Origin of the sequence: Streptomyces sp. NPDC005784, from assembly GCF_042871525.1 — a bacterium.
In the GTDB taxonomy this organism is placed as follows: domain Bacteria; phylum Actinomycetota; class Actinomycetes; order Streptomycetales; family Streptomycetaceae; genus Streptomyces.
Genome location: NZ_JBIAIQ010000003.1, coordinates 534404 through 556420 on the forward strand (window position 1 = coordinate 534404; position 22017 = coordinate 556420).

20 protein-coding genes are annotated in these 22017 nt (G+C 71.6%); 9 read left to right on the forward strand and 11 right to left on the reverse strand.

The window, feature by feature from the left end:
- Window positions 1-26 precede the first annotated feature (26 nt).
- The 4 genes from ACFYR3_RS07785 to ACFYR3_RS07800 all read right to left on the reverse strand — a co-directional run bounded on the left by ACFYR3_RS07785 (window position 27) and on the right by ACFYR3_RS07800 (window position 5383).
- Window positions 27-647 (reverse strand): LysE family translocator, encoded by a 621-nt coding sequence (locus tag ACFYR3_RS07785; RefSeq protein WP_355840044.1) that lies wholly within the window; start codon window positions 645-647, stop codon window positions 27-29.
- 120 nt (window positions 648-767) lie between these two features.
- Complete coding sequence (locus tag ACFYR3_RS07790; RefSeq protein WP_389281991.1) at window positions 768-1472, reverse strand: PDZ domain-containing protein; 705 nt, start codon at window positions 1470-1472, stop codon at window positions 768-770.
- A 352-nt stretch (window positions 1473-1824) separates the two neighbouring features.
- Window positions 1825-4002 carry a germacradienol/geosmin synthase Cyc2 gene (gene cyc2 / locus ACFYR3_RS07795; RefSeq protein ID WP_355840042.1) on the reverse strand — a complete coding sequence of 726 codons (2178 nt, stop codon included), beginning with the start codon at window positions 4000-4002 and terminating at the stop codon, window positions 1825-1827.
- A gap of 184 nt (window positions 4003-4186) precedes the next feature.
- A complete protein-coding gene (locus tag ACFYR3_RS07800) occupies window positions 4187-5383 on the reverse strand; it encodes a damage-control phosphatase ARMT1 family protein (RefSeq protein ID WP_355840041.1) in 1197 nt (398 codons plus the stop codon).
- A gap of 411 nt (window positions 5384-5794) precedes the next feature.
- Here ACFYR3_RS07800 and ACFYR3_RS07805 point away from each other — a divergent pair, with 411 nt between their 5' ends.
- Complete coding sequence (locus ACFYR3_RS07805; protein ID WP_389281994.1) at window positions 5795-6754, forward strand: lytic polysaccharide monooxygenase; 960 nt, start codon at window positions 5795-5797, stop codon at window positions 6752-6754.
- 18 nt (window positions 6755-6772) lie between these two features.
- Here the strand turns inward: ACFYR3_RS07805 and ACFYR3_RS07810 are convergent, their stop codons facing one another.
- Window positions 6773-7438 carry a Tat pathway signal sequence domain protein gene (locus ACFYR3_RS07810; RefSeq protein WP_355840039.1) on the reverse strand — a complete coding sequence of 222 codons (666 nt, stop codon included), beginning with the start codon at window positions 7436-7438 and terminating at the stop codon, window positions 6773-6775.
- A 724-nt stretch (window positions 7439-8162) separates the two neighbouring features.
- On the opposite strand from ACFYR3_RS07810, the gene ACFYR3_RS07815 reads away from it, so the two are divergent.
- From ACFYR3_RS07815 to ACFYR3_RS07825, 3 genes are all read left to right on the forward strand, one after another.
- A complete protein-coding gene (locus ACFYR3_RS07815; protein ID WP_355840038.1) occupies window positions 8163-8837 on the forward strand; it encodes a DUF6230 family protein in 675 nt (224 codons plus the stop codon).
- Window positions 8837-9250, forward strand: a complete 414-nt coding sequence (locus tag ACFYR3_RS07820; RefSeq protein ID WP_355840037.1) for a DUF6114 domain-containing protein — start codon at window positions 8837-8839, stop codon at window positions 9248-9250. Before ACFYR3_RS07815 ends, ACFYR3_RS07820 begins: the two co-directional genes overlap by 1 nt.
- A 219-nt stretch (window positions 9251-9469) precedes the next feature.
- Window positions 9470-10714, forward strand: a complete 1245-nt coding sequence (locus tag ACFYR3_RS07825) for a cytochrome P450 (protein ID WP_355840036.1) — start codon at window positions 9470-9472, stop codon at window positions 10712-10714.
- A 158-nt stretch (window positions 10715-10872) separates the two neighbouring features.
- Here ACFYR3_RS07825 and ACFYR3_RS07830 read toward each other — a convergent pair whose 3' ends face one another.
- From ACFYR3_RS07830 to ACFYR3_RS07850, 5 genes are read right to left on the reverse strand one after another with little or no spacing between them, the layout of a single operon-like run.
- Window positions 10873-12216 (reverse strand): cytochrome P450, encoded by a 1344-nt coding sequence (locus tag ACFYR3_RS07830; RefSeq protein ID WP_389282039.1) that lies wholly within the window; start codon window positions 12214-12216, stop codon window positions 10873-10875.
- A gap of 38 nt (window positions 12217-12254) precedes the next feature.
- Window positions 12255-12857, reverse strand: coding sequence for an ATP/GTP-binding protein (locus tag ACFYR3_RS07835; protein ID WP_355840034.1), 603 nt, complete (start codon window positions 12855-12857; stop codon window positions 12255-12257).
- A complete protein-coding gene (locus ACFYR3_RS07840; protein WP_355840033.1) occupies window positions 12835-13197 on the reverse strand; it encodes a DUF742 domain-containing protein in 363 nt (120 codons plus the stop codon). Before ACFYR3_RS07840 ends, ACFYR3_RS07835 begins: the two co-directional genes overlap by 23 nt.
- On the reverse strand, window positions 13194-13607 hold the full coding sequence (locus tag ACFYR3_RS07845; protein ID WP_355840032.1) for a roadblock/LC7 domain-containing protein: 414 nt from the start codon (window positions 13605-13607) through the stop codon (window positions 13194-13196). The genes ACFYR3_RS07840 and ACFYR3_RS07845 overlap by 4 nt, the downstream gene beginning before the upstream one ends.
- Window positions 13604-15058: an ATP-binding protein gene (locus ACFYR3_RS07850; protein ID WP_355840031.1), complete on the reverse strand. Its 1455-nt coding sequence runs from the start codon at window positions 15056-15058 to the stop codon at window positions 13604-13606. Before ACFYR3_RS07850 ends, ACFYR3_RS07845 begins: the two co-directional genes overlap by 4 nt.
- A gap of 206 nt (window positions 15059-15264) precedes the next feature.
- On the opposite strand from ACFYR3_RS07850, the gene ACFYR3_RS07855 reads away from it, so the two are divergent.
- The gene (locus tag ACFYR3_RS07855; protein ID WP_389281998.1) at window positions 15265-16236 is read left to right on the forward strand and encodes a helix-turn-helix domain-containing protein; all 972 of its coding nucleotides are present in this window, start codon (window positions 15265-15267) and stop codon (window positions 16234-16236) included.
- A gap of 222 nt (window positions 16237-16458) precedes the next feature.
- On the forward strand, window positions 16459-17328 hold the full coding sequence (locus ACFYR3_RS07860; RefSeq protein WP_355840030.1) for a LysR family transcriptional regulator: 870 nt from the start codon (window positions 16459-16461) through the stop codon (window positions 17326-17328).
- A gap of 111 nt (window positions 17329-17439) precedes the next feature.
- Here ACFYR3_RS07860 and ACFYR3_RS07865 read toward each other — a convergent pair whose 3' ends face one another.
- A complete protein-coding gene (locus ACFYR3_RS07865; RefSeq protein ID WP_355840029.1) occupies window positions 17440-18825 on the reverse strand; it encodes a DUF3533 domain-containing protein in 1386 nt (461 codons plus the stop codon).
- Between the two features lie 438 nt (window positions 18826-19263).
- Here ACFYR3_RS07865 and ACFYR3_RS07870 point away from each other — a divergent pair, with 438 nt between their 5' ends.
- The 3 genes from ACFYR3_RS07870 to ACFYR3_RS07880 all read left to right on the forward strand — a co-directional run bounded on the left by ACFYR3_RS07870 (window position 19264) and on the right by ACFYR3_RS07880 (window position 21930).
- The gene (locus tag ACFYR3_RS07870; RefSeq protein WP_355840028.1) at window positions 19264-19704 is read left to right on the forward strand and encodes a DUF6153 family protein; all 441 of its coding nucleotides are present in this window, start codon (window positions 19264-19266) and stop codon (window positions 19702-19704) included.
- Between the two features lie 174 nt (window positions 19705-19878).
- On the forward strand, window positions 19879-20550 hold the full coding sequence (locus tag ACFYR3_RS07875) for a DUF305 domain-containing protein (protein ID WP_389282041.1): 672 nt from the start codon (window positions 19879-19881) through the stop codon (window positions 20548-20550).
- Between the two features lie 252 nt (window positions 20551-20802).
- The gene (locus ACFYR3_RS07880) at window positions 20803-21930 is read left to right on the forward strand and encodes a YbhN family protein (protein WP_389282000.1); all 1128 of its coding nucleotides are present in this window, start codon (window positions 20803-20805) and stop codon (window positions 21928-21930) included.
- Window positions 21931-22017: the final 87 nt, after the last annotated feature.

The window sequence follows — 22017 nt, forward strand, 5'->3', positions numbered from 1 at the left end:
GCGCGAGCCGGTCGCGCCGGCCCGGGTCAGCCCTCCAGGGCGAGGCGGACGCCCAGGAGCAGCAGGACGCCTCCGGAGACCTGCTCCAGGCGCCGACGTACGCCCGTCCGGGACAGGACGGTCTTCATCCGGCCGACGAACCACACGTACAGGCCGTAGTAGCCCACCTCGTAGACCGCCCAGAGCGCGGCGAGGCCGAGCATGGCGGGCAGGTGCGGGGCGCCCTCGGGCACGAACTGCGGCAGGAAGGACATCGCGAAGACGGCCGCCTTCGGGTTGGCGAGGTTGAGCAGCAGCCCGCCCCGGTAGGACGCCCAGCCGCTCCTCTCAGCGCCCTCCCAGCCTCCGTCGGCGGCGCCCTTGGAGCGGCGCGCCTGCCACAGTGTCCGGACCCCGAAGCCGACGAGCACGACGGCACCGACGATCCGCATGACGTCGTACGCCATCTCGGAGGCGGCGAGCAGCGCGGTGAGGCCGAACGCTGCGACGGCGCCCCACAGGAACACCCCCGTCTCGTTGCCGAGCACGGTCAGGAAGCCGGACCGCCTGCTGCCCAGTGACCGTTTGATGATCAGCACGGTGCTCGGTCCGGGCGAGGCCGCGATCAGGGTGCAGGCGCCTAGGAAGGCGACGAGGGTGCTCAGCATGCGGCCATCGTGACGGTCCGCGGCACGGTTGACCAGCCCCTTTCCACTGCACCCGGCAGAACGGGGAGCCGCACCCGCAGGGCGCCGGGGCATGCGAACGGGTTGTCCGGTCGGGTCGCCTCAGGTCACGATGCCCGGAATCGCGGACAGGTGCCGTCGGCTGCCGTTCGCGTGGCGCACGCGGAGGGTGACCTCCCTGCCCGGCCGCGCGGCCGCCACCGCGCGCGCGAGGTCGGCGGCCGAGGTGACCTCGGTCCCGCCGAAGGCGAGCAGGACGTCACCGCGTACCAGGCCCGCGGTGTAGCCGGGGCCGGGGATGTGCACGGCGACGATCAACGCGCCTCCGCCGCCGGGGGCGTCGACCGCCTCGACCCCGAGGGTCCCCCGTGCGGATTGCCGCTCGGACTCCCCCGAGAAATTCGGACTGCCGCTGCCGGACTCCGTCGTGGAGCCACCGGGTCGCGGTGCGCCGGGTCGTGTGGCTCCGGATCCCCCGGTCCGCGGCGCGCCGGAGCCGACGGAGGGCTGCCGTGCGTGCTCGGCTGCACCGGCCTGCTTCTGAAGGTCCGCCAGTCTGCCCATGCCGATCACGGTCACGCCGACCGTGCCGAGGCCCACGCCGGACAGGACGAGGACCGTCCCGACGAACAGGCCGAACAGCAGGGTGACCAGCCGCCTGCCGCGACGCCGCGCGGCGTGCGGGCGCCGGGTTCCGCCGGGCGGACGGTCGCCGTCGGAGGGACGGTCGCCGTCGGAAGGACGCGCGCCGCCGCCGCCCGGGTTCCGACCGGGCATCGGCTTGGGACGCAACGCGGTCTGTTCCATGAATCGCCTCCGGCAGATGTTCTACGGACCGCCTTCGGCTCCTGATCTACCCCTCGCTCCGGCGCGCGACGATCCCCTAACGAGTGAGACTGTGATCCTCGCTCGAGAAGCGACTCCGCCGTCGCCGTCGCCGCTCCACGCGGCGATCCACCCGTCCGGCCGTGACTCCCGCTCCCGCCGGGGCGTACAGGGTGCCCGGTGGGCGGGAGCGGGGGCCGACCGGTCCACGCTCCCGCGGAGTGAACCGGTCCACAGCCCCGCGGAATGAACCGGTCCGCGGGAGCGCGGAGTGAACCCGTCCGCGGGACGCGGGCGACCGGTCCGCCGGTATCCGGAGGACTTCCGGAACCGGTCAGAGCGAGACGGGTTCCGCGCGCCAGGCGAACGGCAGCGCGGACGCCTGGTCCGGTACGAAGCCGTGGGCGCGCCGGGCCAGGTCCGCCGCGCCGTAACGGCGGCAGTCCTGATGCCACTTCAGGATTCCGGCGAGCCAGTTCTGCAGCTCCACCACATAGCCCTGCATGATCCCGCGCACCTCCTCCGAGAGCTTGAAGTCCTCGTACAGGATGGGCAGTTCATGGGCGGCGACATGCTGGAACTGCTCCATGCGCTGGGTCATCAGGTCGTGGATGATGCCGAGCGCGGTCGGATAGTCGCAGCCGAAGAAGTTCTGCACGACGAGGATGCCGTTGTGGACCTCTCCCTCGTACTCGATCTCCTTCTGGTACGAGAAGACGTCGTTCAGCAGCATCGCGTAGTCCATGGCCGCGTTCTCCAGGGACCGGACCGGGCCGCTGCGGTAGACCTCCGGCGGGACCTCGGGGCCATGACCGAGGCGGCACAGGTTCATGGTGAGTTCGGAGCCGAAGGTGGCCCGGCGCATCTCCAGGTAGTCGACCGGGTCCGGGATGCGGTTCTGGATCTGGTTGGACAGCTCCCACAGCCAGCTCTCCGTCATCACGTCAACGGCCGCGCGCAGGGTGCTCCGGGCGTCCGGGGTCATCTCCGCGGTGGTGCGCCGCCAAAGCTCGATCAGGCCGCGCTCCATGCCGTTGGCCGGGACGGGGACCTCCTCGCCGTCGAGGGGCATGCAGGCGGAGAGGCGCACGGTGGTCAGTTTGGCGGCGGCGAGGTCGCGGCGGTTGCCGAAGAGCAGCGGGTAGTAGTCGTCGCCGTAGGTGCCCCAGGCCAGCCACTGCGAGCTGAGGTCGAGGGCCTCCGGAGTCGCGTCGGGATGGATGCCGGCGGCGCAGAGCGGCAGGTCGTAGGCGATGAGTTTGTCCTCGTCCCAGACGCCCTCCTGGAGCATGCCCGTGGCGTGCATCCAGGTGACGAGGCGGTCCCGGGCGCCCGCGAGGTGCGGGCTGAGGGTGACCTCGAACGGCATGTGGAAGTCGGGGAGTCGGGAGGGTCCGACCTTCTGGAACGGGACATGGGTGTACGCGCGCAGCCGCTCCGCGCCGGCCGCGGAGAGCAGCGCCCCGACGTCCGCGGCGGAGGTACCGAACCCGCTCATGCCGAGGGGCCGCGCTTCCTCGACGGCACCCTTGTTCATATAGCGGCTGGAGCGCATGTGCCATTCGTGGCCCCCGGACTGCCAGTCCTGGAGACCCTGTGCGTACGCGGCGACGGCGCCGACCTCCTCAGGGGTGAGCCCCTTCTCCACAGCCAGTGCGGGCACCTCGGTGAGCGCCGTGTGCTCGAACTGGTGGAGGCGTGAGGTGAGGATGTCGTTGACGGTCTCGGCGGCCTCCTGTGTCGTGCAGCCGAAGAACGTCTCCAGGACGAGGATGCCGTTGCTGAGTTCACCCTCCTCCTCGACCTCGCGCTGGTAGGAGAACAGGTCGTTGCGCAGGTGGACGCCGTCGGAGAACGTCTCCATCAGGACGCGCAGCGGCCTCGACTCGGCGACGGACGGGGGCACTTCGGCGGTCGCGTACTCGACGAGCCCCGCCGACCAGGGGGCGCCGCCCACCTTGCGGCGCATCTCGATGTACTCGACGGGGTTGGAGATCCGCCCTTCGTTGATGTTGGACAGCTCCCACATCGACTCGTTGAGCAGATGCTCGGTGGAGACGGCGAACCGCCTGCGCCACTCGGTGGACATCGAGGGCACGGTGCGCGCCCACAGGTCGGCGAGTCCCGCCTCGACCGGATTCTCGGGCTCGGGTACGGGAGTCGACAGGTCGAGCGGCATGAAGAGGGGCAGCCGGTCCAGGTACGCCTTGCCTCCGGCGCGGTCCTGGGTGCGTTTGAAGGTCTCCAGGAAGTGGTCGTCGAAGAAGAACACCCACACGTACCAGTCGGTGATGAGGGAGAGGGCCGGTCCGTCGCAGTCGGGGTGGGTGTACGCGCACAACAGGCCGTAGTCGTGGGCGTCGAGGTCGGACTGCTCCCAGATGCCCGAGCCTTCCAGCATGCCCATTCCGCGGGCCCACTCGACCGAGTGGGCCCGCGCCTCGTCGAGGTGCGGGTTCAGCCGGGCGGTGTACGGCATGTAGAAGTGCGGGAGTTCGAACGGCTGCGTCATGGCCGGGCCCTACCCATGGCCCCGCGCGGACATCCGCAGGCCAGGACATGATCACACCATCGCGTGAACCGGGGCGAAAGCCACACCCGACGGCGCCTCCGTCGGATCGGGGCCGACACGATCATCACCCCGTGGCCCGGCCGGAGGAGCCGAAGGAACCGGATGAACCAGAGACGCTGGGCCGTCAGCGCCTCGCCTGAATCAGCGCGTGGGTGCCGCCGGTGCGCCAGCGGTGGCCCTCGGCGGCGTCGAGGGCCGCCTCGACGGTGGAGGTCAGTCCGACGACGACATCGGACTTGAGGGTCCGCAGCGCCGCGACCGAACCGGGGAAATATGCGGTGGCGACGGCGAACGGGGTGGTGGCGGGGTACAGCCGGTCGCCGATGAGACGGCGGTAGTTCAGGTCGCCCTTCAGAAGGGTCACGTCGGCCGCGGCGAACTCCTGGCGCAGGTCGTCGGGCAGGTCGGCGTACGGCAGCGGGGCACAGGCGAAGGGGTGGGCCCGGACGGTGAGACGGCCCTCGGACAGGGCGGCCCAGAGACGGTGCCCGGCCTCGCCGGCCGCTCCCTTCGCGGCGGTCAGGCGGCGCAGGGCGTCGAGCACGTCCGCCGCCGTGGCGTCGGACACGTAGTACGGGTACGGCTTCACATGCAGGACGGTCCGCTCGACCCGGCCGTGCCGGAGCAGGTGGTCGGCGAGGAGCAGATCGGGGATGAGTTCCCGGCCCGCGTTGTCCGCGACGAGACAAAGGGTGCCGCCGGTGAAGAACGATCGCAGTACCTCTCCGTCGTTCGCCACGAGCTGGGACTCGGCCGCCGTCCCGCCCTCGGCGCGCGCCAGCTTGAATCCGAGGTCCGCGCGGTTGCCCCACAGGGAGCCGTACAGCAGCGCCTGTTCCTGCTCCTCGGCCGGCTGCCGCGCGAGGTCGTCCAGCGCGGCGAGTTCCTCGTCGGCCTCCGGGGTGTCCAGTTCGGCGAGCTTGAAGGGGCGGAAGGGGTCGATGCCCTGCCAGGGGCCCGGCTCGAAGTAGCCGACGGCTTGAAGGAGTTGGCGGTAGAAATAGCTCTCGGACCAGAGGAAGGGCACGTCGAACCAGGACCGGCCGTAGTACTCCCGACCGCCCCAGGCATCCCACTGCCCGCGGTCCGCGGCCGGCGCCGCGAGCGGTTCGACGACCCCGTCGGCGCAGTTCCGGAGCAGGGCGTCGAGCGCGTGGCGCTGTTCGGGGCCGTACGGGAAGGCGTCCCGCACCTTCCGGATGAGCGCGGGATGCCGCTCGGCCAGCACGCTCCGGGGGAACGAGCCCCGCACCGAACTCACGACCACCGGAGCGTCGTCGGGATCGGCGGCGGAGCGGGCGGCTGCGGCGGGATCGGGCATGCGGCTCACCGTACCGGCTGAACAGAAGGGGCCGTCCGACGCGCTGCGCGCCGGGCGGCCCCTCCCCCCGTAGAGCCCAGCGGTCGGCCTAGGTCGGTCGGCTTCGAGCTGTCGACCGCCTCGGTGTCCTGCGCGGCCCTGTCCTGGACACGGCGTGGTCGGCTGCCGCCGACGGTCGCGCTGAACGATAGGCAGGCCGCGCGCGGGAGGGATAGCGGGAAAACCCTCGATCCGGCCGCCGTTCGGCCCTTTCCCGCCCGCAGTTCGGCGAGGTGGTCCCGTTTCGCGCGGATTGCGGATCTGAACATCCGGGGCTCCGGCCCCGTATCTCACGGTGCCCCGTGCGAGGTGTGCGTCCCGGCCGCGCTCGGTGGCACGCCGCTTCGCCCACGCATCGAGGAGACCTTCCGGATGACCGCCTACCGCACCGCCACCGCGGCCGCTGTCGCCCTGGCGGCTCCGCTGCTGCTCACGACGTGGGCCGCGGGGACCGCATCGGCGCACGGCGCGCCGACGTCCCCGGTCAGCCGGGTGGTCGCGTGCTCGCCCGAGGGCGGCAGTCTGATCCGGACGTCGGCCTGCCGGGCGGCGATCGCCGCGAACGGCGCGCCGTTCACCGCGTGGGACAACCTGCGGGTGGCCGACGTCAACGGCCGGGACCGCTCGGTGATACCGGACGGGAAGCTGTGCAGCGGGGGCCTGCCCGCCTACAAGGGCCTCGACCTGGCCCGCGCCGACTTTCCGTCGACGCGTCTGACGTCCGGCGCGGCCCTCACCCTCAAGTACAGTTCGACGATCGCGCACACGGGGACCTTCAAGCTCTATCTGACCAAGCAGGGTTACAGCGCGACGCGCCCCCTGAAGTGGTCCGACCTGCCGGAGAAGCCGTTCGCCACGGCCACCGACCCGGCGATGGTCGACGGCGCCTACCGCATCAAGGCCACGCTGCCGTCCGGGCGCACCGGCCGCCAGATGCTGTTCACGATCTGGCAGAACTCCAGCACGACGGACACGTACTACTCGTGCTCGGACGTGGTGTTCTCCGGCGGAAGCGGGGCGTCGAAGTCGGTTCCGAACGCCGCGGCCTCGGGAAGCACCGGAAGCACTTCCGGTGGCAAGAGCACTGGGGGCCCCTCCCCGTCGACCAAGTTGGAGACCTCGCCGCCCAGCCCCAAGCCGGCGTCCCCGGCCACCGACTCGCCTTCCCCGGTGGTCGGTTCATCCACCGGGGAGACGGGTCCCGATCATCTGACGCCCGCCGCCGACAGCACCTCGGGCAGCGGTCCCGCCCTCCCCTTGGTCGCCGGGGGAGCGGCGGCGGCGCTGCTTCTCACTGCCGGCGTCGCTGTCACTCTGCGACGCCGGCAGTGAATTCGTGTCCGGTGTGCGTCAGTTGACGTAGACCGCCGGGCTGCCCGGCTGGCTGGTGTCGGTCACGGGGGCGTACTTCGCGGTGAAGTAGCCGCTGCTGAAGCACAGGGACGAGCCGGAGAACTTGGTGAACTGCTGGCTGGTGAAGGTGATGCTGTTGTCGGTGTTGCTCGCCGTGCCGGACAGGCTCGCCGCCCGGTAGACACAGGTCAGCGTGCCCAGCAGGGAGCGCAGCTTGACCGTGGTCTGGATGGTGGAGCCGGCGGCCGGGGTGACCGTGACGCTTCCGTCGGAGCCCACCACGGTGCTGTACGGAAGGTTGTCGACCGTGATGCTCGTGACGCCGAGGACGCCGACGACGTTGCTGCTGCACGAGCTGCTGGCGAAGGTGTGCCCGGTGAGCGACTCGGTGGCCGTGCCGGGGGACGCCGGGTTGTCGGCGGCGGTCGCGGTGAAGGTCGACGCGGAACACGAGACACCGCTCGTGCCGGTGGCGCTGGAGTAGAGCGTGGCCGTGGTGCCGGTCGCCAGCGAGGCGGCGAGGACGTCGCCGACGGCGACGGGGGTTCCCGCGGCACTGCCGGTGGTGAGCACCGGGACGTCGTCCGCGGAGGCGGGGAGGACCGCGGACGCCGACAGGGCCGCGACGACGCCGGCAAGGGCGAGCAGGGATCGAGTACGCATGGGGGGTGCCTCTTCTCCGATGGGGGTGTGGGTGCCTGACCGCGCCGGGGCGCGGCGGTGCGGGTCGAGAAGGTGGCGCGGGTGTGCGGGGTGGAACGGGCCGCGCGCGATGGCGCGTTGAGACGCCTGAGCGCGTGATGCGGGACTGGTGCGAGGAGAGACCGCTGCCGGTCCGTGACGCCTTCTCCGTACGCCACGGGCCGGCAACGACAGCCGGGCGACCGGCACGGCCCTCGGGGGGAAGGCGACCGCGCCGGTGCCACGGGAACGGGGAATGGCCCAGGGAGCGCGCCGTTTCGGCGTACGCGCCAGGGCCGCTCCGGAACGCGCCATGACCGCCCCGCGCAGAACGGGGTCCGGGAGGTGACGGGCGCGTCGACCGACGGATCCGGCGCCACGGATCCGGGGAAACAGGGAGAGTTGTAGACCTGATGAATGGTCAACGTCAAGGCGCAGTAAGGAAGTTGAAGGTCAGCGAGGCACTTCCGTCGGCGCGTGTTCACAGGTGGGGCACAACTGGCACGGTTTTCCCACACGCACCTTGACCCGTAGATGTAACCCCCGGTAACTTCCTCGACGGCTACTGCTGCGTAACGAGAAAGCCCTTGCATCCGCCGGGAGGCGCGAGGAGGCGTGCGCCGCAGCCGCTGTCCGCGCCAGGACAACGCGCCACTGGAGCCCAACCCGCATAGAGACCCGCATCGAACGTGCCCAGGGAGCAGACATGGCCTCGTCCCCGGACGCCACGGCGTCCAACGGTTCCACGCCCGAGACCCCGGAAAGCGGTTCAGCCGCCGACGGGCAGGACAGACGCGGGCGGGTCCGTCTGCGTCGCGCCGCCGTGATGGCGGTGCCGGCCACCGCGGTCGCCGCGGGGTTGATGATCCTCACGGCCCAGGGCGCCCTGGGCGTCCAGTTCGCCATCTCCGGCATGCCGTTCACGGTCACCGCGACCGAACTGAACGGCACCGGCTTCGAGCAGTTCGGCGGCCTCGACAACATGGCGGAGGACAGCCCGAACGCCGGCGACACGGGTGGCCAGGTCCTCATCGTCACTTCGGCCATCAAGAACGCGACCCTGGACCACCTGTGCCAGAGCGTCGACCTGGGCGGCACCAACCTGCTCATCACGGCGGGCAGCGGGACGAACAAGGTGCAGGCGACCCACCTGACCACCGACTCCACGGAACTGTCCGGTGACGCCTCCTTCGACAACATCGAGATCGGCAACGACGCCAGCACTCTCGACAAGGCCGGGGTCCAGGGACCCAAGGGCGTGTTCAGTCAGCAGGCCGACACCGTGCGCATCGCGAACCTGCGCCAGACCAACTACGCGACGACGGCGGCGGTGTTCAAGCTCCCCGGCCTCAAGCTCCGCTTCAGCGACCAGGGTTGCTGATGAGCGCCGACGCGCCGACGGACGACTCCCGGGACCTGAGGGCCGCGTTCCGGCAGTGGCGTGCGCACCGCCCCTTCTGGGGCGGGCTGCTGCTCACCCTGGCCGGGGCGGAGATCCTGCTCACCGAGAAGGCGTCGCTGAAGGTCGTCCTGCACATCGGGATGCAGGGCCTGGCGGGCTATCTGCTCCCCACCATGATGCTGCTGTGCGGCCTGCTGATCCTCTTCAACCCGGCCCAGCGCCTGTTCTACTCCCTGCTGGGCATCCTGCTGTCCCTGGGCACCTGGCTCACCTCCAACCTCGGCGGCTTCTTCGTCGGTCTGCTCCTCGGAGCCGTCGGCAGTTGCCTCGCCTTCGGCTGGCTCCCCGACCAGAAGCCGCGCAGGCGGCTGCTGCGTCGCGAGCCCGTCTGAGGCGGGCGGCACGGCACGGAACCGGACCGTTCACCGACTTTCCCGTACGCGCGGGGACGTCCGGCTTCCCGTACGCGCGGGCAAGTCCGACTTGCCTGTACGCGCAGGGAAGTTCGCAAGGTACGCATCCGGCGCCGGACGCATCTCGGCGGACCCGTGTCCTCGCGTAGCGTGGCGCGGCGTATGCCGAATCGAGGTTCGACTGCCGGGAGGCTCCTGATGGAAGATCCACGTCCTTTAGTGATCGACGCGACCGGACGCGACATCCACGAAGAGGCCGCCCGGATCCGCGAGAGCGGACCGCTGGCCCGGGTGGAGCTTCCCGGTGGCGTCCAGGCCTGGGCGGTGAGCGGTCCGGAGCTGCTGAAGCGGCTGCTCACCGATCCCCGGGTGTCCAAGGACGCCCGGCAGCACTGGCCCCTGCTCGCGAGCGGCGAGATCACGCCTCAGTGGCCGCTGTTCGCCTGGGTGGCCGTGCAGAACATGTTCACCGCGTACGGCGGTGAACACAGGCGCCTGCGCGCTCTGGTCTCCAAGGCGTTCACCGCCCGCCGGACGGCCGCACTCCAGCCGCGCGTCGAGGAGATCACCCGGCAGCTGCTGGACCGCGTGGAAGAGGCCGGGCGCGGCTTCCAGGTCGTCGACCTGCGCGAGGAATTCTGCTATCCGCTGCCGATCCAGGTGATCAGTGATCTGTTCGGACTGCCCGAGGAGCGGGGCCCCGAGTTGCGGAAGCTGGTCGATCGCGTCTTCGACACCTCCGCCGACCCGGGTGAGATGACGGCAGCCTACGAGCGGTTGTGCGTCGTCCTGACCGAACTCGTCGCCGCCAAGCGGGAGTCGCCCGGCGACGATCTGACCTCCGGGCTCATCGCGGCCCGCGACGATCAGGACGACACCGCGCTCAGCGAACAGGAGCTGCTGGACACCCTGGTGCTCATGGTCAGCGCCGGTCACGAGACGACGGTCAACCTCATCGACAACGCCGTGCACGCCCTGCTCACCCGTCCCGAACAGCTCGCGCACGTCCGGGAGGGCCGCGCCGGCTGGGACGACGTGGTCGAGGAGACCCTGCGCGCGGACGCGCCGGTCGCGAGCCTGCCGCTGCGGTACGCCGTGGAGGACATCGTCCTGTCCGAGCTCGGCGGCCCCGAGGGGACCGTGATCACCAAGGGTGAGGCGATCCTCGCGGCGTACGCCGCCGCCGGACGTGATGCCGGGCGCCACGGGAAGGACGCCGATCAGTTCGACGTCACCCGCGCCGACAAGGAACACCTCGCCTTCGGCCACGGAGTGCACCGCTGCCTGGGGGCCCCACTGGGCCGCCTGGAGGCCCTGATCGCGCTCCCGGCTCTGTTCGACCGTTTCCCCGGCCTGCGACTCGCGGTCCCGGCGGAGGAGTTGACGTCGGTGGACTCCTTCATCTCCAACGGCCACCGCGCCCTTCCGGTCCGCATTTCCTAGGATCTGGCTCCTCTGACGTCCGGACTCCTGTGGCGTTCCGAATCCCCGGACGCCCGCATTTCCTCGCGTCCCGGTCTCGGGCCTGTTGGGATCTCCGGGCGCGGAATCTCCTCGCGCCCGGATCTCTGACGTCCGGTCTCCGGGCGCCCAGGGTCAGGTCACTCCCCGCGCCACCAGGCCGCCGAGCGCGCCCAGCCGCTCCTCGGGCGGTCGGGCGCGGGGGCCCAGGGCTCCGCGGCCGGCGCCGCGGAGGGCTCGGCCGATGTCTGCCACGCGCCCTCGGGGCCCCCGCCCCCGGACCGTCCGCCCCGGGGCCGTCCGTCCTCGGACCGACCGACGGCCGGGGCGGGCGGGAAGCTCACCGGCAGCGCGGCGAGAGCGCGGTGGAACGGGCCGGGACGCCATCGCAACTCCTCGACGGGAACGGTCAGTTCGATGTCGGGGATCCGGTCGAGGAGTTTCTCGACCGCGACGGCCGCGATCAGCCGCGCCGGACCCTGGGCAGGGCACGTGTGCGGGCCCGCACTCCACGCCAAGTGGGCGCGGTTGCCGGTTCGTTGACGGCTCGTCAGCGTTGGATCCGTGTTCGCTGCGGCGAGGCTCACCACCAGCGGATCACCCTCGCGCAGCAGCGCGCCCTCGTACACGACGTCGTGGCGCGGGTAGTGCACGGCGTAGTTGGCGATCGGCGGGTCGGTCCACAGCACCTCGTCGAGGGCGTCCTCGACCGGCAGGGTGCCGCCGGACAGGTCGCCCGCGAAGCGGTCGTCGGACAGCAGCAGCCGCAGACTGTTCGCGATCAGGTTCTGCTGCGGTTCGGTGCCCGCGCCCATCAGCACGACGAGGGTGTGGATCATCTCCTCGTCGGTCAGCGCGGCCGGGTGCTCCATCAGCCAGGACGTCATGTCCGGCGCGGGCCGCCGCCGCTTCAGCCCGACCAGGTCGAGCAGGGTGGTGGTGAGCAGCTCGTTCGCCTTCTCGGCGTCCACCCCGTCGAACATCCCGGACATGCCCTCGACCAGCCGGACGCCGTGGCCGACGGGGCAGCCGAAGAGATGGTTGAAGACGAGCAGGGGCAGGACCTGGGCGTACTCGCCGAGCAGATCCGCCGTGCCCAGCGGCGCGAACCGGTCGATGAGCGTGTCGGCGCTGCGCTCGGCACAGCCGCGCAGGGTGCTGGACTCGACGCGGGCGAGCGTATCGGTGATGGCGCCGCGCAGCCGGCTGTGCTCCTCGCCGTCGGTGAACAGGGCGTTGGGCCGGTACATCATCATCGGGACGACCGGGCTGTCCATCGGGACGGTGCCGTCGGCCAGGTCCTTCCAGTGCCGCGGGTCCTTGGAGAAGGTCTCCGGGCTGCGCAGGACGTGCAGGGCGGCTTCGTACCCGGTGACCAGGGTGGCCCGGACGCCGGGCGCGAGTTCGACGGGCGCGGTCGGTCCGGCCTGCCGCAGCCGCCGGTAGACCGCCGCGGGATCGGCGGCGAACTCCGGTCCGTACAGGGACTGGTGGGCCGGGCAGCCGGGGGGCGGTACGGCGTTCACGCGTGCTCCAGTTCGCCGGTGCGGGCCAGCAGATGGGCGACGAGGGCGATCAGTGTCTCGGTGGCGGAGACGCGGTCGCGGGCGTCGCAGCGCAGCAGCGGGGTGGAGGGCAGCAGGTCGAGGGCCTCGCGCACTTCGTCGAGGCTGTGCCCCGGCCCGTCGGCGAAGTCGTTCAGGGCGACGGCGTACGGGAGATCCAACTCCTCCAGCACGCCCATGACTTCGAAGGACTGGTCCAGGCGCCGGGCGTCTGCGAGAACGAGTGCGCCGAGCGCTCCGCGCGTCAGGTCCTGCCAGAGCCGGGTGAAACGCCGCTGTCCCGGGGCGCCGAACAGGTACAGCACCAGGCTGTCGTTGAGGGTGACACGGCCGAAGTCGAGGGCGACCGTGGTGGTGGTCTTGTCCCGCGTACCCGCCAAGTCGTCCACGAGCGCGCCGGCTTGGGTCATGACCTCCTCGGTGCGCAGCGGCCGTATCTCGGACAGCGCGCCGACGAACGTGGTCTTGCCGACCGCGAAGTGGCCCACGACCAGCAGCTTCACCGCGGTCCGCACTCCCTCGGACAGATACATGGTTTCAGAGGCGGGAGCGGAGTCCATCGAGCACCTCCTGGAGGATACGGATGCCGGTCGGCGGCCCGGCGGAGGGGATCGGCGTGCGGGTGACGAGGTGACCGCTGTCCATCAGGTCGGCGACCAGCACCTTGGTGACACTGACGGGCAGCTCCAGATGGCCCGCCACCTCGGCCAGCGACAGCGCCCCGGGCCGGCACAGCTCCATCAGCCGCCGCTTCTCGGGGCTCAGTCCGGTGAGCGGCGGGCCGGCGGCGATCAGCAGCGTGACGAGGTCGAGGGTGTTGCGCGACGGATGCGAGCGGCCGCCCGTGACGACGTACGACCGCACCAGCCGCTCCCCGGGACGACGGCCGGGCGGTGTCATGCCGGACTGCCGGTGTCCTGCCGGGCCGGGCTGGTCAGCTCCTTGCCGAGCCGGTCGACCATCTTGTGCATGCGGTAGGTGACCGCCTCCATGTCGACGTCCTCGGTCGTGGACACCGCGAGATGGGTGCCCTCGCCCGCGGCGACGAGAAAGACGTACCCGTGTGCGAACTCGATCAGGGTCTGCCGCCACGGTGTGTCCGGGCTGCCGCAGAACTCGGCGGTGCTGCGGCTGATCGACTGCACCCCGGACAGGCCCGCGGCCAGCCGTTCGGCGTCGTCCCGGCCGATGTCCGCGGAGTGGGCGCGGAGCATGCCGTCGGCGGACAGCAGGATCGCGTGCCGCGCTTCCGGCACCTTCAGCACCTCGTCGAGCATCCACCCCAGCTCGTTGGTCATGGGCGCGGTCATCCCTGTGTGCTCCCTTCGATCTCGTGGGGTGTTCCGTACGAAGTCACGACGGCGTCCGTCGGCGCGAAGGCTTCCGGGATTCCGGGGGCGGCAGGTGGTTGCGGGGCTGCAGGCGGTTGCGGGGCGGCAGGTGTTCCGGTGGTGTCCCGTTCCGCGCGGCCGAAGCGGGTCCCGCGGGCGAACGCGCCCATGCGCCGGGCGTTCTCCTCGGCCGACCGCGCGCTGACGTCCTCGGCGGGCACGGCGGCGGGCTGTTCGGCGGGGGCCGCGAGCTGCGGGCCCCGGCGCCGCCGCTTCGGCAGGCCACCGGCCGTCGTCGTCTCGACGGGCTCGGCCGCCCGACGCGTGGGACGCACCGGCGCCGTCCCCGGACCCCCCTGACCCGCCGGCCGCCCGGCCGTCCGCGGGGGCTCGGCCCGCGGCGGCACCTCCACCGTCGGGGCCAGATGCGTGAGCAGCGCCACCGGAAGGAACACCACGGCGCGGACCCCGCCGTACGGGGACCGCGTGTCCACCGAGACGCTGAACCCGTACCGTGCGGCGAGTACGCCGATGACGGCGAAGCCGAACTGCGGCGGATCGTCGAGCCGGGTCACGTCCACCTGGTCGCGGCCGGTCAGCAGCGCGGCGGCCCGGTCGGTCGCCTGGCCGTCCATACCGACACCGGCGTCGTCGATGACCACGCAGGCGCCGTTGTGCGCCGACTGGACGGTGACCTCGACGGTCGTGTTGGGCTGCGAGTGGCGTGCCGCGTTGTCCAGCAGTTCGGCGACGGCGAGGACCACCGGTTCGACCACGCGGCTCTCGACGGCGATGTCGACCTGTCCGTTGACGCGGACGCGCTGGTAGTCGCGGACACGGGAGGTCGCGCCGCGCACCACATCGATCAGCGCGGAGGTGCTGCGCTGCCGTCCGGGCCAGGAGCCGCACAGGACGGCGATCGCCTGGGCGCGACGGCCGAACTGGGCGTTGGTGTGGTCGATTTCGAGAAGGTCGCGCAGGACGTCGGGGTGGTCGTGCCGGTCCTGCATCTCCGCGATGGACACCTGCTGCTCATTGGCGAGGGCCTGGATGGAACGCATCGACGCCTTGAGCGCGGACTTCGCGGACTGGTCGGCGCGCGCCTGCGCGTGCCCCACCGCTTCCGAGAAACGTTCGAGGACATTGTCGAGGTGCTTCGCGAAGTCCGTGCCGGCCAGCCGGGCGTCGAGCAGGCCTGCGGCCGGGACACCCGTGGGAACGTGCTGGTGGGGAGCGTCCTCCAGGGCGGCCAGGCGGACCTCGGCCAGATGGCGCAGCTCCTCGTCGCGGACCCGCAGGTCCTCCGCGAGCACGACGGTCCGGCGGCGCTGCCGGGTACTGATCCCGCGCTGGCGCAGCAGCAGCACGGTGACGGCGAGCAGGCCGGCGGCCAGGCACCAGGACGCGGCCTCCGGTATCCGTTCGGTCATGGTCCTCAAGTCCTCGTATGCAGAGACGCATTGCTGGGGCGAAAGTAAGAAAAGTGAGGGGTGGGACGCGAGTTGGCGCGGCGCATGACGGTAGCCGCGCGACGGCCTCCGCGCTTGCCCCGGCGCGCAAGGAAGTTGCCGTCATGCGCACCGGCTGTGTGCACTAGGCTGACACCGCGTAACTACCCTCACCCACGCGGGAGTCGATGGTGTCGTTGCCTGCGCGGAACTACCTGGTGGAGACCCGGTCGACGGGTGCGGTGGAACCGTGGGAGCGGACCGACTTCTGGAGCGAGCACATCGGGTCGTACCAGTCCCGGATGGGCTACCGGTACAGCCGTACCGACGACTTCCGCGGTGAGACGGTGCGGCAGCGCACGGAGGCGTATCAGCTCGTCAGGTTCCGGTCGGACGAGATCGAGTACAGCAGGACCGCGCGGCAGATCCGAGAGGACCCGGACGGGGACTACCGGTTACTGCTGCCACTGAGCGGGGAGATCGTCCTGCGCCAGGACGGCCACGAGGCACGGCTGACCCCGGGGACGGGCACGCTCGTCTCCTTCGGGTCGCCCTTCCAGTGCCTCCAGGACGCCTCCGCCCAGGCGTTCGTCCTCACGATCCCGGCCCGCGAGGTGGACGGCCCGCTGAACCGCAAGTCGCCGCTGGCCACCGGCCTCGACCTGAGCAGGGGCCTCGGCCGCGTCGTCCGCTCGATGCTCGACGGTCTGTACGCCGAGCGCGACGACCTCACCGACTCCCAGTTCAACGCCGTGTCCGACCGCGTGGTCGAGCTGCTGTGCATGCTCGCCACCGGCGACGACCGCCCCGACGGCGCCCGCCACCTGTCCGACGTGGAAACGGTGGTCCGCCGCCACGTCCGCGAGAACGCCGCCGACCCCGGCCTCACCGGTACGTCCATGGCCCGCGCCCTCGGCTGGTCGCTGCGCCAGGTCCAACTGGCCCTGCAGCAGGCGGGCACCACCCCCCGCGACCTGATCCGCGAGGAGCGCCTGCGCCTGGTCCGCGAACGCCTCCAGTGCGGCGACTGCGAACACCTGACCATCACCGATCTGGCCTACGCCTCGGGGTTCTCGTCGGCGAGCGCCCTGAGCACCGCGTTCCGGCAGCGCTTCGGAGTGAGCCCACGGGAGATGCGCAACGGTGTCCGCGGGACATGACCATGCGCTCCCCCGGACCTCCCTCGCCCGTACGTCCACCGGTCCACCGTCGGCCCGCCGTCCACGCGTCCCCAGTGGGCCAACCGTCTGCGCCCCCTGGGCCCACCGTCGGCCTGTCCCCCGTCGGCACCTCGCCGGAACCCCCTCCGACGCCCGCGGCCTGGGACAATCGACGAAGGACGGGTTCTCGGTCGGAGACGGGCTGCTGCTACGGGAGTGGAGATGGATCTGCGGCAGATGGAGGTCGTGGTCGCGGTGGCCGAGGAGGGCGGTTTCACCGCGGCGGCCCAGCGGCTGCACGTGGTGCAGTCCGCCGTGTCGAGCACGGTCCTCGCGCTGGAACGGGAGCTGGGCACCCCCCTGTTCGACCGCACCACGCACCGGGTGTTCCTGACCCCGGCGGGCGAGGTCTTCGTCCCGGCGGCGCGCGCCGCGCTGCGGGCGGCGGAACAGGCGCGGGCGACCGTCGACCTGGTCCGGGGACAGCTGCGGGGCAGGATAACGATCGGCACGACGCAGGGCGTCTGGGCCGACCTCCACCGGCCGCTGGCCGCGCTGCGCGCCGAGCATCCGGGCGTGGTGGTGCGGTTGCGACAGGCGTCCGTGACCGACATCCGGCACGCGCTGCGCGAGGGCACCGTCGACCTGGCCGTGGTCGCCCTCGACCGGCAGCAGCAGCGCGGTCTGGTGACCCGGCTGCTGTCGTACGAGGAGATGGTGCTGGTGTCCGCCCCGCGGCGGGCGCTCACCGGAACCGGACCGGGCGGCACGGTCACGCTCGCCGAGACCGCCCGGCTGCCGCTGGTGGACTTCACCCCGGGCTGGGCCGTCCGCCTCGCAGTGGACCGGGCGTTCCGTGCCGCCGCCGTGGAACGGGAGACGACCTTCGAGGTCAACGACATCGTCGCCGCGGCCGAACTCGTCCGGAACGACCTGGGCGTCTGCGTCATGCCCGCCTCGATCGCCGAACAGTTCCCCGACCTCAGCACCCACGCCTTCGCCCGGCACGCGCCCCACTGGAAGATCATGCTGGTCCACCCCCGCGGCGACACCCCGCCGGCGGTCACCGCACTGCTACGCCACATGACCTGAGGGCCTGCTCCATCGGTTCGGTGGGGGCGGGGTGCCGGTCGAGCGGATCCGGCGGAGGTGTGAGGCGGGCCGAGGGGTCAGGCGGGCTGGGGGGTCAGGCGGGCTGGGGGGTCAGGCGGGCTGGGGGGTCAGGCGGTGCAGGCCCTTGCGGTCGTAGTAGCGGGTCATCGCGAAGCCGAAGAGGAGGGCCAGCACGGTACCGATGCCGATCATGAGCCAGGCGCGGGCGAGACCGGCGTCGGCCCGCGCGTCGAAGAAGAGGATGGCGCGCACCCCGTCGCTGAGCTGGCGCATGGGCTCGAAGACGGACAGGAAGCGGTAGAAGCCGGGGACTGCCTGGAGCGGCACGGTGGCACCCGAGGACGGCAGGCCCAGCACGATGAACACGAACATGGACACGAGCTGCCCGATCCCGCCGAACGCCGCGTTGATCGCCTGGACGCCCAGTCCGACGGCGAGGCTCGCGCAGTAGGAGTAGATCCACAGCAACGGCAGGTGGGTGGCGTCCATGCCGAGGATCGCGACGGTGGCCACCATGACCAGGGAGACCGTGAGCACGGTGATCCCGGCGGTCATGGCCATTTTCAGGAGCAGGGTCTGGGTGCGGCTGATCGGGACGGTCGGGCGTCGGGTGTGCCAGGGGCCGATCTCGTTGTCGGCGTAGCCGAGGGCCGTGTCGACGCCGGTGCTGATCAGGTTGCCGCCGAGGAAGCCGGCCAGCACCAGGAGCAGGGTGTAGTAGAACGCGCTCAGCCCGAGACCGCTGTGTTCGCCGATGGGGTGCCCGACCCGGGTGACGACCTGGACGGGGTCGGCCAGGAGCAGCCGCGTGGTGGAGTCCGTCTTCGCGGTCACGGGCGACGCCGTCAGCTCTTTGCCGATGGACGCGGAGGCCTGCTGCGCGGCCGCCGTGGTGATCCGGCCGGCCAGCGACGAACCGAGGCTGCCCATACCGGGGTTGGTCAGCACCGTCATGGTGGGCCGGACCTTGGCGTTCGCGGTGGTCAGCGCGGTCAGGGAGTCGGTGAAGTCCTTGGGGACGACGAGGGCGCCGTAGATCTTGCCGGAGGAGAGTTCGTCCTGGGCCTGCGCGCTGGTGAGTCTGCGCCAGTCGGCCGTGCCGGAGGTGTCGCTCGCGACGACGGCCGCGGTGACCTGGGTGCCCACGTTCTGCCGCTGGCCCGGAGGCGGTTTGCCGGTGTCCTCGTTGACCAGGCCGATCGGCAGGTCGTGCAGATGCCGGTTCGGGCTGACGATGCCTCCCATGTAGAGCAACGACAGCAGCAGCGCGAGCAGCCCCGTCAGCACGGTGGGCACCAGCCACAGCTTCGGACGGCGCAGGAGCGCGGAGGCGCGCGCCTGGGCGGGGGCATCGGCACGGTCACCGCGGCCGGGGTCCGAACCGCCACGGCCGCCGGTGCGCGTGGCGTCTGCGCTGCCCGTGCCCGTGGCGTCCTCGGCGCCGTCGTCCGCGGGGTGATTGCTGTCGGCGTCCATGGTTCTCCATAGGTTCCGGGGCGGCACGGGAGCGGCGGTGGGAGCGCGCCCCCGGCCGGGGAGTCCGGGGCCGCGCGTCACGTCAGGATCGGCTGTGCGCGGGTGTCACGGACGGCGACTCGCCGAATCCCCGGCGGCGGGCCGCGGCTTCGCACCCGGGGTGTACGGCCGAATCCTGACGGACCGGTTCACGCCATGGACGTACGGCCGGTCGCGGCATGCAGGTCAACCGTGTGGCCGTACGAAGGTGCCGTCCGTGACCCGGCCAGGGCGCGCCGGGTCACGGACACCTTCGTACGGCCCGGTCATGACGCGTCGTCAACTCCCGCCGCCACGGCGGCACCCCCTTCGCCATGGCGGTCGCCGCGTTCGGTACCGTCGGACGGGACCGGACAGGACCGGAGTGGTCAACGGGCGAACGGAGCGGACCGGGTGCGGGTGAGCCGACACGAGCGGGTCGCGGGGACCTTCGGGCACTTGCTGCTGATCGTGGTGCTCGCGCTCGGCGTGTTCGTGATGCACACCCTGGGGCATCCCGACGGATCGTCCGGACATGGGACGGCCGCCGCGTCGCACGCGTCCCGGGTGCCGTCCGCCGGTCACGACCCGATGGGAGCCCCCGCGTCGCGGGAACGCGGCCACACCGAGGACTGCGGACACCCGTCCTGCCCCCACGGGCCCGCCATGGCGATGGACATGATGTCGCTGTGCATGGCGGTGCTGCTCGGTGTGTGGGTGCTCGCCGCGCTCCTGAGGACAGCGCTCGGACGCCGGCCGGACCGGTGGGCTGACTTCCTCGCCGACGCGCCGGTCTCCCTGCGGCCGAACCCTCCGCCACGCGGCCCCGACCCGACCCGGTTGTCGGTCCTGCGGCAGTAGGCCGAACGCCTTCGCGGACGCGCTCCACGCGCGGCCCCGCGACGACGCGTACGCCGAAACAGCCGTAGAACGACCGACACACGAGGTGAATCGACCATGACCGCATTCCGGCGGACCACCCTCACGCGCGCCCCGCACGCCTCGCACACTGAGCACCACCTGCCCGCTCGTCCGATGCCCACCCGTCCGATGCCCACCCGCCGCACGCCCGCCCGTCACCGAGTGGTTGCCGTCGGGCTCGTGGCCGTGGGAGCCCTGCTGCTGGCCGCCTGTGGCAGTGCCGGCGACGACGAAGGCATGCGTGGCATGCACCACGGCGGCGACACGAGCTCGGCGACGGCCACCGCCGGGGCAGCCGGTTCCGGTGGCTTCAACGACGCGGACGTCACGTTCGCGCAGATGATGATCCCGCACCACCGGCAGGCCGTGGAGATGGCCGAGCTGGCCGACGGCCGCGCCGCCGACGCCGAGATCAAGGACCTGGCCGGCAGGATCGAGAAGGCCCAGGACCCCGAGATCAACACCATGACCGGCTGGCTGAAGTCCTGGAACAAGCCCACCAACGGGGGCTCCATGGCCGGAACGGACGGGATGGGCGGGATGGACATGGGCGGCGACGGCATGATGTCCGACAAGGACATGACGCGGCTCAAGGCCTTGAAGGGCCGGGCGTTCGACACGATGTTCGCCCGGATGATGATCGACCATCACAACGGCGCGATCACCATGGCGAAGACCGAGCGGAGCGGTGGGAAGAACACCGAGACGAAGAAGCTGGCCGACGACATCGTCACCGGCCAGTCCGCCGAGGTGAGCCGACTGCGGAGCATCCTCGACCGCCTGTGACCCCACGGCCCCACCACCCGTACGGGCTCCCCGGCCGTCTTCGGCCGTCCCGGCCACCCCGGGGAGCCCGGACGGGCGTCCTTCCGCCGTCAGGGTGGGGCGCCTCCGGCCGTGTCGCGCACGCGCTGGTCCCCCTTCCACTGCCGGACACCGTGGCGTCACATCGAACGGGAACGTTTCCCCTGTCCCCGTCGCATCGCCTTGGATCCGTCCGTCCGTACGCGGGCGTGACGCGGAAGGACAACGTGCGCCGTGTCCCTGCCCCCGCTCGACAGCCTCCCCGCCCCCACGCCCACACCTGCCTCCGTCGCCACGTCCGTCACCACATCCGTCCCCGCACCCGCTTTGGCACCCGACCCGGCACCCGCACCCGCACCCGCACCCGCACCCGGCGATTCACCTTGCGCCACCCTCCGTTCCACCACCCACCCCCCTTCCACCACCCGCCTCACATCCCTCACGCGCCTGGTATTGGCTCTGCTCCCCCTGCTGCTGATCGGAACGTGGGCGGCGGTGGACTGGCGCGCGTTGCGCGACGGCGTCACTCGGCTGGGTGCGGCCGATCCCTGGTGGCTGCTCGCCGGGGTCTTCTTCACCCTGCTGGGCTGGGTGGCCGCGGCGTGCGTCCGGCAGGGCGCCCTGCCGGAAAGGCTGCCGCCCGGCCTGCTGCTGGCGTCGCAGTTCGCCGCCGGCGCCGCCAACCACGTGCTGCCGGCGAGCATCGGCGCCCACGCGGTCACTCTGCGCTTCCTGCAGGGCCGAGGCATACCGCTGGCTCGCGCGACCGCCTCGCTCGCCCTGTATTCGCTGGCCAAGCCGGTGGCCAAGATGCCGGTGCTCATCCTCTTCCTGGTGGCCTTCGAGGACACCCTCCAGCTCGGCGGACTGGCCCCGGACCGCTGGACGCTGCTCCTGGCGGCGGGAAGCGTGACGCTCGGCCTCGCGACCGCCTCCTTGCTCCTGGCGGTCGTCCGTCCGCTGCGCCGCCCGGCCGTCGACTTCCTTCGCACCGCGCTGACCGATGTACGGATCCTGCACACCCGGCCCAGCCGCGTACTCGCCCTATGGGGCGGGTCTGCAGCCACCCCGTTGCTCCAGGGAAGCGTGATCGCGTCGGTCGGTTTCTCGCTCGGGCTTCCGTTGTCGTGGGCGCAGGTGGTGTTCGCGCTGTTGATCGCCAGTACCGCCGTCGGTGCCGTGCCCGCGCCGGGCGGTATCGGCCCGGTGGACGCGGCCCTGGTGTTCACCATGGTCGCGCTGGGTGCCCCGATGGGCCTGTCGACGGCCACCGTCATCGGCTATCGCGTCCTGACGGTATGGATCCCGCTGCTCCCGGGCACGCTCGTCCTCTCGGCCCTGGTCCACCGCAAGGTGCTGTGAATCAAGGTCGGTGCGGGAGCTGGAGACAAGATCACCGTCGGCCGCCCACACCGCCCACACCAACGTCCCGGCCGACAACGGGCGTAG